This is a genomic window from Micromonospora sp. NPDC049799, assembly GCF_040656655.1.
GTDB lineage: Bacteria > Actinomycetota > Actinomycetes > Mycobacteriales > Micromonosporaceae > Micromonospora.
In genome coordinates this window covers 1-2696 of record NZ_JBFAMU010000607.1, presented here as the reverse complement: position 1 = coordinate 2696, position 2696 = coordinate 1, and the positions used below count along the sequence as shown (strand labels likewise).

Sequence of the window (2696 nt, the reverse complement as noted above, 5' to 3'; positions counted from 1 at the left end):
GAGCGCCGCCGGTCCAGCGGCGGCGCTCCGCGTGGCGCTGGCCGGTGCCGTCGTCCTCGTCCTGCCCCCGCTGTGGGTGTACGCGAGCGTGGCCGCCGACAGCGGCGACGGCCTCGGCGTCGTCGGCTGGTGGGTGCCCGAGCGGTACCTGGTGCCGGTGCTGGTCGTGGCGCTGCCCGCGCTGCTGCTGCGGCGCTACCCGCTGACCGCGCTCGGCCTGATGCTGGCCGGTGCGACGCTGGCCGCCGGGACGGTCCACGGCGGGGACGTCGGCTACGACGACGACATCTTCCACCTCCAGTTCGCGGCCGTGGACCTCGCCGTCGGCGTGGTCGCCGCCACCCGCTCCCGTCGGGTCTCGGTGGCCGCCGCCGGGATCGTGCTCACCGTCCAGGTCGCCGCCAGCTTCCTCAACACCGGCTTCGACCCGCTGAACCGGGCCACGTTCTCCGTGCTGGCCGTCGCCACCGCCTGGACCGTCGGCAACTCGGTCCGGGCGCGGCGTCGCTACGCGGCGTCCCTGCGGTCGCACGCCGCGGCCGAGGCCGTCACCGCCGAACGGCTGCGCATCGCCCGCGAACTGCACGACCAGGTCGCGCACAGCATCGGCGTGATCGCCATCCAGGCCGGCGTGGGGGCGCGGGTCATCGAGACCCAACCCGGGGAGGCCCGCGCAGCGCTCGCCACCATCGAGGCCACCAGCCGGGAGACCCTCGCCGGGCTCCGGCGTACGCTCGGTGCCCTACGCCGCCCCGACGGCGCGGCGGCGTCGCTGGACCGACGCCGGGGCTGGCCGACCTCGACCGGCTGGTCGAGGCCGCGGCCGACGCCGGGGTGCGGGTGACGCTCGCCGTCGACGGCGGGCCGGCGCCGGTGCCCGCGGAGGTGGGGCTGGCCGCGTACCGGATCGTGCAGGAGGCACTGACCAACGTCGTCCGGCACGCGCAGGTCCCTCAGTGCCGGGTGACCGTGCGGCAGACGCCGGACGGGGTCCACGTCGAGGTGGTCGACGACGGTCGAGGTGGTCCGCTCGGCGGCGAGGGGCACGGGATCGTCGGCATGCGGGAGCGAGCCACGCTGCTCGGCGGCCGGTTCACCGCCGGGCCGCGACCGGAGGGCGGCTTCCGGGTGGCCGCCGAGCTGCCGGTGGGTCCGGCGTGACGATCCGGGTCCTCCTCGTCGACGACCAGCCCCTGGTCCGCGCCGGCCTGCGGGTGCTCATCGCGGACGCGCCGGATCTCGAGGTGGTCGGTGAGGCCGGCACGGGGGCGGAGGCGGTCCGGCTGACCCGGGACGCCGCGCCGGACGTGGTGTTGATGGACCTGCGCATGCCGGGCACGGACGGCATCGCGGCGACTCGGGCGATCACCGCGGCCGGGGGACCGGCCCGGGTGCTTGTCCTCACCACCTTCGACGACGACGAGCACGTGCACGCCGCGCTGCGGGCCGGCGCCAGCGGTTTCCTGGTCAAGGACATGGCGGTGGACGACATCCTCGGCGCGATCCGGGTGGTGGCCGCGGGGGACGCCCTGATCGCGCCGTCGGTCACCCGACGGTTGATCGCCGAGTTCGCCCACCGCCCGGCCGTCGCGCCGGCCGTCCGCGCCCTGACCGGCGTGACCGACCGGGAACGCGAGGTGCTCACCCTCGTCGGCCGCGGGCTGTCCAACGCCGAGATCGCCGAGGAGCTGCACATCAGCGCGGCGACCGCCAAGGCGCACGTGGCACGCCTGTTCAGCAAGCTGCACGCGCGCGACCGGGTGCACCTGGTCATCGCGGCCTACGAGTCCGGTCTGGTGACCCCGCCCGGCTGAGGCGGTGCCGGCGGATCGAGGCGACAGTTTCGGGGAAGGTGTCCCCTCGGCGCGGGCTGAGGCGACACTTTCCCCGAAACTGTGCGGATCTTGACGGACCGGCGCGCCCGCGTCACGTCGGGCCGGTCCGGCCCTGGCGTTCCGCGAGCCACCACCGACGGACCAGCACCGCGCTGGCGATCAGTCCGAGTCCGGCGGGCGCGGCGGCGAACCAGTTCACGTCGTCCGGCGAGGTGACTGCGGCACCGACGGCGGCGTAGCCGAACGCGGTGGGGGCGGAGGCGATCACGCTGCCGGCGAGGAACGGCAGCACCCGGGCCCCGGTGGTGCCGTAGCCGTAGCTGACCAGACCGAAGCCGGCGATCGGCAGCAGCCGCACGGTGATCACCCCGAGGACGCTCTGCCGGGCGAACCAGCCGTCCAGCCGGGCGAGCCGGCCGCGGACGCGGTCGGCCACGAACTCCCGGCCGAGCAGCCGGCCGACCGCGAAGCCGATCGCCGCCGCCAGCGACGCGGCCCCGAGGGCGTACGCGGCGCCCTCCAGCGCGCCGAACAACGCACCGGAGGCGAGGGTGACGAAGGTCCGGGGCACGAGTGCGACCAGCAGCACCGCCCCGCCGACGACCGCCGTCGCCGGGGCGTACGCGCCGAGCCGGTCGGCGTGCCCCGGCAGGTCCTCCAGGTCCGGCCGCGGCGCGAGCAGCGCGACCGGCGTGAGGACCGCGAGCAGGAGCAGCAGCAGGGCGAACCGGAGCGCGGACGGCTCCCGCAGCAGCCGCCGGACGGCCGACGGCTCCCGCAGGAACCGCCGGACGGCGGGGATCACGGCCTGGCGGCGGAGCCGTCCGCGCTCCGGTTCGCCCTGCTGCTGCTCCTGCTCGC

Annotated in this window: 4 protein-coding genes; 3 read left to right on the top strand and 1 reads right to left on the bottom strand. The window is 76.3% G+C overall.

The features are described 5' to 3' along the window. From AB0I76_RS27120 to AB0I76_RS27110, 3 genes are all read left to right on the top strand, one after another. Positions 1–844, top strand: an 844-nt coding sequence (locus AB0I76_RS27120) for a histidine kinase dimerization/phosphoacceptor domain-containing protein (protein ID WP_357041126.1), incomplete at its 5' end; no start/stop codon positions are given. Next, positions 841–1161 carry an ATP-binding protein gene (locus AB0I76_RS27115; protein WP_357041123.1) on the top strand — a complete coding sequence of 107 codons (321 nt, stop codon included), beginning with the start codon at positions 841–843 and terminating at the stop codon, positions 1159–1161. The genes AB0I76_RS27120 and AB0I76_RS27115, both read left to right, overlap by 4 nt. After that, positions 1158–1814 carry a response regulator transcription factor gene (locus AB0I76_RS27110; protein ID WP_357041120.1) on the top strand — a complete coding sequence of 219 codons (657 nt, stop codon included), beginning with the start codon at positions 1158–1160 and terminating at the stop codon, positions 1812–1814. Before AB0I76_RS27115 ends, AB0I76_RS27110 begins: the two co-directional genes overlap by 4 nt. 112 nt (positions 1815–1926) lie before the next feature. On the opposite strand, the gene AB0I76_RS27105 is transcribed toward AB0I76_RS27110, so the two are convergent. Further along, positions 1927–2640 (bottom strand): VTT domain-containing protein, encoded by a 714-nt coding sequence (locus AB0I76_RS27105; protein WP_357041128.1) that lies wholly within the window; start codon positions 2638–2640, stop codon positions 1927–1929. Positions 2641–2696 lie beyond the last annotated feature (56 nt).